Raw genomic sequence first — 6565 nt, 5'->3', positions numbered from 1 at the left:
CTTTTGTCCCAGCCTCTCAGGTTTATTTGATGCGAAATTTTTGTCTAAGACGTGCGGCTTGACCTCCAATAAAGCGGTCAAAATAGCGTAGCCATAGTCCTAAAGCTCCATAGATCGCTACTCCCAAACCACCAATGATGATGAGATAAACCATGCTCGATACCCGACTATTTGGTGGATAAATCCAGCCAAGAATCAATCCTGCGATCAAGACCCCAAGCAACATCACGACGGTTAGGATTGACCCAAGCAATGTGCGTTTGAAGACGATGGTCCGATTAAATTGGGTAATGGTTTGGATCTCCTGATACATAAGAACGATGGGCACCATTAAAGCGATGGTCGTTGACAAGAGTGGCCCATAGGAACGAAAGACCAGAATCAATGGAATTTGTAAAACCAATTTTACAGCGACCCCATAGAGGAAGTAGCGAATGGCTTTGCGGTTTTGGAAGAGGGCCTGAATCATCGGAGACAAGACAGTATAAACTCCTAAAATCACGGTCTGCAACATAGCCACAATAAAGAGGCCTAAAGCTAAAGAATCGGGTTGTCCATAAAAAACCGTATAGAGTGGCTTAGCTACGGCTACTGCCCCAATTGTTGCTGGAAGCAAGAAAGCTAATAGCATGGTCAAGTTATCCTGTACGAGCTTTCCAGCCGCTTTTAAGTCGCCCTTGACATAATTCTCCGTTAAAAGAGGAATTCCCACTCCCCCAATCGAGGTCGCCACCGCAATCAGGATCATGGTGATTTTATTTGGATTGGCAGAGAAATAACTAAACATGACCAGAAGCTGCTTCTGACTATAATCTGTGAACCAAGACATGACATTGATAAAGGTCATCTGGTCCACAATTTGAAAGAGCTGAATGGCAGAACCAGTGATGATAAAAGGAATGGCTTCTCGAATCGTATCGATCAAGAGGGCCCGGGTATCAATCCCTTCACTATTCTCTTGCTTTTTCAAAATAGAAGAGAGAAGGCCTGTTTTCCCAAGGTAATAAAAGAGAACGAGAAGGCTCGCTAACATACCGATAAAGGCAGCAAAAGTCGACTGTGTAACGGCCTGCACATAATCTCCTGATCCAATCTTCATGATGAAGAAGGTCGTAAGCAACATCCAAATAACTCGGATGACTTGCTCTGCGATCTGGCTAATAGCATAGGGTTTCATGTTATTGAAGCCTTGGAAAAATCCGCGAATCACGCTCATCGAAGGAAAAATCAAAACAGCCCAAGAAAGACTCTGCATGATTGGAACGAGCTCTTTTCCTCCACCTGAAAGACTGGCAAAGATAGGGGACAAGAGATACATGAGAATGGCAAAGCCGAGGCCTAGAATTCCCATGAATTTTAAGAAACTACGAATCAAGGCAAAACTGTGATCTGCTTGATCCCGGGTGTTGTACTTGGCTACTTGCTTGGCAACGGCTACGGGTACTCCAGCTGTCGAAATCAAGAGAAACCAAGCGTAGATATTATACCCCATTGTAAATAATCCGTTGGCTTGAGGGCCATATGTTCCCATCCAAATATACCAAGGAATAATATAAGCGGCTCCTAGCAAACGGCTGATAAAGTTGCTGGCTGTCATCCAAGCAGTCCCACGAAGCATCTGGGCTTGCTGGTCATTTTGTTCGTGACTCATTGGTGTCCTCTTTCCTTTCTTCTTCTCTACATTATAAACTTTTCCATGGCACTTGTAAAATAGAGACTTTAAGTTTAAAATAGTTGTATGATTACAATTGAACAAACCCTACAAATCCTAAAAAACGACCAAAATTTCCGAGAAATCCTTCTAAACGGTGAGTACTACTACCGTTTAGAAGGCACAAGTTTTGATACCATTAGCTATGATAGTCGCAAGGTTTCTGCTAGTACCCTCTTTTTTGTCAAGGGGGCGACTTTTAAAAAAGAATACCTTGAACAAGCTATTTCAGATGGACTCGGCTTTTACGTCTCTGAAAAAGATTATGAGGTCGCTATTCCTGCTATCCTCGTAAATGACATCAAGCAAGCCATGAGCTTAATTGCCATGGAGTTTTATGGACACCCTGAGAAACAATTAAAACTGTTAGCTTTCACAGGGACCAAGGGAAAGACAACGGCAGCTTACTTTGCTTACCATATATTGACACAAAGTTATCGACCAGCTATGTTGTCTACCATGAATACGACACTGGATGGTAAGCATTTCTTTAAATCGAGCCTGACAACGCCTGAAAGTTTGGATCTTTTTGCCATGATGGCTCAGGCTGTTGCCAATGATCGAACCCACCTCATTATGGAAGTTTCCAGTCAAGCTTATCTGGTAAAACGGGTATATGGTCTGACCTTTGACGTTGGTGTTTTTCTCAACATTAGTCCGGACCATATCGGGCCAATTGAACATCCGACCTTTGAAGATTACTTCTACCACAAGCGTCTCTTGATGAAAAATAGCCGAGCAGTTGTCATCAATAGCGATATGGATCATTTTTCCGTCTTGAAAGAACAAGTCGAAGACCAAGAGCATGACTTTTATGGTAGTCAGTCTGAGAATCAAATTGAAAACTCCAAAGCCTTTCGTTTCTCAGCTACTGGTAAATTAGCTGGAGACTATGACATCCAACTGATTGGTCGCTTCAACCAAGAAAATGCTGTAGCAGCAGGTCTTGCCTGTCTTCGTCTAGGTGCGAGCCTCGAGGATATCCAAAAAGGGATAGCCGAAACTCGTGTTCCCGGTCGTATGGAAGTGCTGACTCAGAAAAATGGAGCCAAGGTCTTCATCGACTACGCCCATAATGGAGATAGCTTGAAAAAACTGCTCTCAGTCGTCGAAACTCATCAAACGGGGACCATTTCACTGGTTCTTGGATCAACTGGGAACAAAGGAGAGAGCCGCCGCAAGGACTTTGGTTTACTCTTAGAAGACCATCCTGAGATCCAAGTCTTCCTCACAGCGGATGACCCCAACCACGAAGATCCTTTGGCAATCGCTGAAGAGATTAGCAGCTTTATCACGCGCCCTGTTGAGAAAATCGCAGATCGCGAAGAAGCCATTCAACTGGCTATGGCAACTACCAGCAAGCCTGAAGATGCCGTCATTATCGCAGGAAAAGGAGCTGACTGCTACCAAATCGTCAATGGCGTAAAAGAAGCATATCCAGGTGATGCCGCTATTGCTAAACATTATTTATAAGCAAAGCAAAATAAGGCTAGGAAGAGTTCCTAACCTTGTTTATTTTTTTATAAAGAGCAATCTTTCACGATCAAAATCAACTGCTAATTCATATTTGCCTTCATCATTTTTGCGGATATAGCCTAAGATTTCTAAACTGTCTACAAAGATGTCTCTGCGCTTTTGCTGGACTTCTTCTTTCTTGAGGAACTTGAGCAAAAAGCTAGTCATATACTTGAGAGCATACTCTGGATTGACGTCTCCCAAAATGGCATAGAGCTTCTCTTGCTCCTCTGTCAATGGATATTGCTGAGCTACCTTGTAGAAGTAATTGGAAAGGGTCTGTGCATGTCGCGCAAAGTCCGTCTCCTCTATGAGAATCGCTGCATTGGTTGTGTTGCAGAGTTCCGTTTGGAAGACCTTGGCTTTCAGTTCCTGATAAAGTTCACTATCCTCTCGGACAAAGACTTCTTGATCCAGTTCAACCCGATCAGCTGACTCCAAGAAAGGCAGGTTGAGGGTGTAGCGTTTATTTTCCCTTAGGATGAAGCCTGCTTTGATATACTCCTCCATCAGCTTATCCACTGGTTGATCTGGAAATTGAGCCTTGATCTGCCGCAGGATCACATCGTTATGCTGATCCAGATAGTTAATCAAGTCCTTAAAAAAAGGCTGACGTGTCAAACGAGATGGGTTAAAAATCCGAATCATGAAGATTCCTTTCTTTACATTTCAACAGTGGAGAGGATGATAACTGACTCGGATTGGTCCCAGGCTGATCTAGAGGAACGGCTAGACCGAGCTCTCTGTAGTAATCCAGCCAGAAGGGACTAATCTCCTGCTCCTTATCGCCAAACTTCATAGGAATGGTCTCAAAAATGGGTAAGATGGATGCAATATATTGGGAACAGTAAAAACCAGTTCCATCTGGATAAAAGGAAGTATTATAAGGTGCACCTAAGTGGCTCTCTGCTTTCTTTTTGACCTCTTTGAGATCAATTCCCGGATAGCGATAAAGATCGTAGACTCGATCAGACTCAAAGAAATCTACCGGTTCTTGGCAGACAACACCTGCTTCTCCAGTAGCGTGATAAATAAAGCCGTCCAAAAAGATAGCCACGTGGCTATAGTTCCCTGTTGAAGCCTGAATGGCCTGTCCCATATCTGACGGGTCCTTTACAAAAATCAAATCACCTGTTTCTAACATGGTCTCCTCCTAGCAAAAAAGGAGTCGAAACTCCTTTTAACGATGGGTTTTCCCACCTATCATTATGCATTAAAGCTTTCTGTCAACTGAGGCACCACTTGTTTCTTACGTGAAACAGCACCTGGAAGGAAAGCGTGGTTGTTTTCAAGTTTGAAGTTAAAGGCTGCTTCTACCTTGTCCATGTTAGCACCAAGGGCCAAAATTTCTGAGTTTGAGTTGACGATGTCTGTAATCATCAAGACAAAGTCAGAGTAACCGTTAGCTGCATTTGCGGCTTGGATGGCCGCTTCGATTTCAGCTTGGCGTTCCAATACTTCAGCAATATCAACTGTATTGACTTGAGCAACACGAACCTTGTTACCATTCAATTCAAAAGTTTTCGCATCGATATCGATCAATTCTTCTGCTGATTTGCTTGCCAAGTTAGTCCCAGCTTTGAGCATGGCAAGACCGTATTCTTCCAAGTTTACACCAGCCAATTCAGCCAATTCAGGCGCAATCACTTTATCTGATGGGTGAGTGGTTGGAGATTTCAAAAGAAGAGTATCTGAAATCAAACCTGAAAGCATCAAACCGGCCAATTCTTTTGGCACTGCTACACCGTGTTCTTTGAACATGCGATATACGATAGAGGATGCAGATCCCACTGGTTCCAAACGCATGTAAAGTGGGCTGGCAGTTTCAAAGTTAGCCACACGGTGGTGGTCCACCACACCGTAAACTTCTACTTCAGCGATATCTGAAACAGATTGTTGGAATTCGTTGTGGTCTGTTAAGATGACTTGCTCTGCGCCTTCTGCTTTAGCTGATGTGATCACGCGCGGTGCTTCTACACCAAAATAGTTCAAGACAAAAGCTGTTTCTTCATTTGGAGTTCCAAGAGCTACTGCTTCAGTATCCAAACCATAAGCTTCTTTTGCAAGATAAGCAAAGGCTACTGATGAACCAATCGCATCTGAGTCAGGATTTTGGTGACCAAAGACAAGAATTTTTGACATGTTTCTACCTCTTTATTTTCATTTATAGTTTCACTTTATTTTAACACGTTTTTCTATTTAAAGAAAGGGAAGACGCATGTATTTCAAGATAAAAAAGAGAGTGGGACNNGTAGAGCCCACTCAACCACTGCGTCTTACTCGACAATCCAAAGATAATTGAGAGGCTAGAACTTTTGTCCCAGCCTTCTCTTCTTTTTATCCTTTGACCCGTTTCAGGTAATCTTGGTAACTTTCGGTATCCATTAGTTTTTTTGCATTTTGGACTCGTTCTTTTGTCGGAGGTTTGACCCCTTCCAATTTGTACGGAATTCCCAACTCACGCCATTTGAATTCCCCCATGGTATGGTAGGGTAGAATTTCAAACTTATCGACATTTTTAAGGGTTTTAACAAATTTTCCAAGCTCGATCAAATCATCATCCCGGTCTGTAAGCCCAGGAACCAAAACATGACGAATCCAGACTGGTTTTCCGATATCAGACAGGTACTTAGCACAAGCTAAGATGGTTTTGTTGGTATGGCTGGTCACAATTTTGTGACGTTCATCATTGATTTCCTTGATATCAAGGAGCACCAAGTCTGTCACCGCCATCAAACGGTCAAATTTTTCCAAATAGCGAGGTGTATTTCGAAAAGGAAGGGCACAAGTATCGAGCGTACAATGGATCCCTAACTCTTGGGCTTTGGTAAAGAGGGCAATCAAGAAATCAATCTGCAAGAGGGCTTCTCCTCCACTAACCGTGATTCCCCCTTTTTGGCCCCAAAAGCCACGATAGCGAAGAGCTTCTTCTAGGACATCATCCACCGTCCGCTCACGAGAATTGTTGGTTTCCATTGCCCATGTATCTGGATTGTGGCAATATTGGCACCGCATTTGACACCCTTGCAGAAAGACAATAAAGCGGATCCCTGGACCGTCTACCGCTCCAAAACTTTCTGTTGAGTGTACCATTCCTGTAACTTTTCCATAGTCAACTGTTTCATTTTCCATTGAGGAACCTCTTCTCTTGAAAACGTTTTATAACTTTATTATAACAAATTTCCATCTATTTTAAAGAGATTTGGTCTCTTTTTTGAAAAGAATCTGTTGTTTTCAAAATTGTTTCTTGTCCTAGTACAGTTTCGATAATCGAATGATCTGTCCTGTATTTTGGGAGAAATAAAGAGGTTGGGACAAAGGTCCTAGCCTCTCAATTGT

General features: G+C 42.9%; 6 protein-coding genes. 1 reads left to right on the top strand and 5 read right to left on the bottom strand.

From position 1 onward, the window contains the following. Positions 1-22: 22 nt before the first annotated feature. Complete coding sequence (locus tag BTU61_RS04810) at positions 23-1651, bottom strand: putative polysaccharide biosynthesis protein (protein ID WP_187540309.1); 1629 nt, start codon at positions 1649-1651, stop codon at positions 23-25. An 87-nt stretch (positions 1652-1738) separates the two neighbouring features. On the opposite strand from BTU61_RS04810, the gene BTU61_RS04805 reads away from it, so the two are divergent. Next, positions 1739-3184 carry a UDP-N-acetylmuramoyl-L-alanyl-D-glutamate--L-lysine ligase gene (locus BTU61_RS04805; protein ID WP_200772563.1) on the top strand — a complete coding sequence of 482 codons (1446 nt, stop codon included), beginning with the start codon at positions 1739-1741 and terminating at the stop codon, positions 3182-3184. A gap of 39 nt (positions 3185-3223) precedes the next feature. Here the strand turns inward: BTU61_RS04805 and BTU61_RS04800 are convergent, their stop codons facing one another. From BTU61_RS04800 to pflA, 4 genes are all read right to left on the bottom strand, one after another. Beyond that, entirely contained in the window at positions 3224-3874 is a 651-nt protein-coding gene (locus BTU61_RS04800) for a DUF1803 domain-containing protein (RefSeq protein ID WP_200772562.1), read from the bottom strand. Continuing rightward, positions 3858-4370: a YiiX/YebB-like N1pC/P60 family cysteine hydrolase gene (locus BTU61_RS04795; RefSeq protein ID WP_200772560.1), complete on the bottom strand. Its 513-nt coding sequence runs from the start codon at positions 4368-4370 to the stop codon at positions 3858-3860. The genes BTU61_RS04800 and BTU61_RS04795 overlap by 17 nt, the downstream gene beginning before the upstream one ends. Before the next feature lie 62 nt (positions 4371-4432). Then, on the bottom strand, positions 4433-5368 hold the full coding sequence (locus tag BTU61_RS04790) for a manganese-dependent inorganic pyrophosphatase (RefSeq protein ID WP_200772559.1): 936 nt from the start codon (positions 5366-5368) through the stop codon (positions 4433-4435). A gap of 195 nt (positions 5369-5563) precedes the next feature. Then, positions 5564-6358, bottom strand: coding sequence for a pyruvate formate-lyase-activating protein (pflA, locus tag BTU61_RS04785; RefSeq protein ID WP_187540299.1), 795 nt, complete (start codon positions 6356-6358; stop codon positions 5564-5566). Positions 6359-6565: the final 207 nt, after the last annotated feature.

The sequence above is a fragment of the Streptococcus lactarius genome (assembly GCF_016642265.1).
GTDB classification, from domain to species: Bacteria; Bacillota; Bacilli; order Lactobacillales; family Streptococcaceae; genus Streptococcus; species Streptococcus lactarius.
This window is presented reverse-complemented; position numbering and strand designations above follow the sequence as displayed.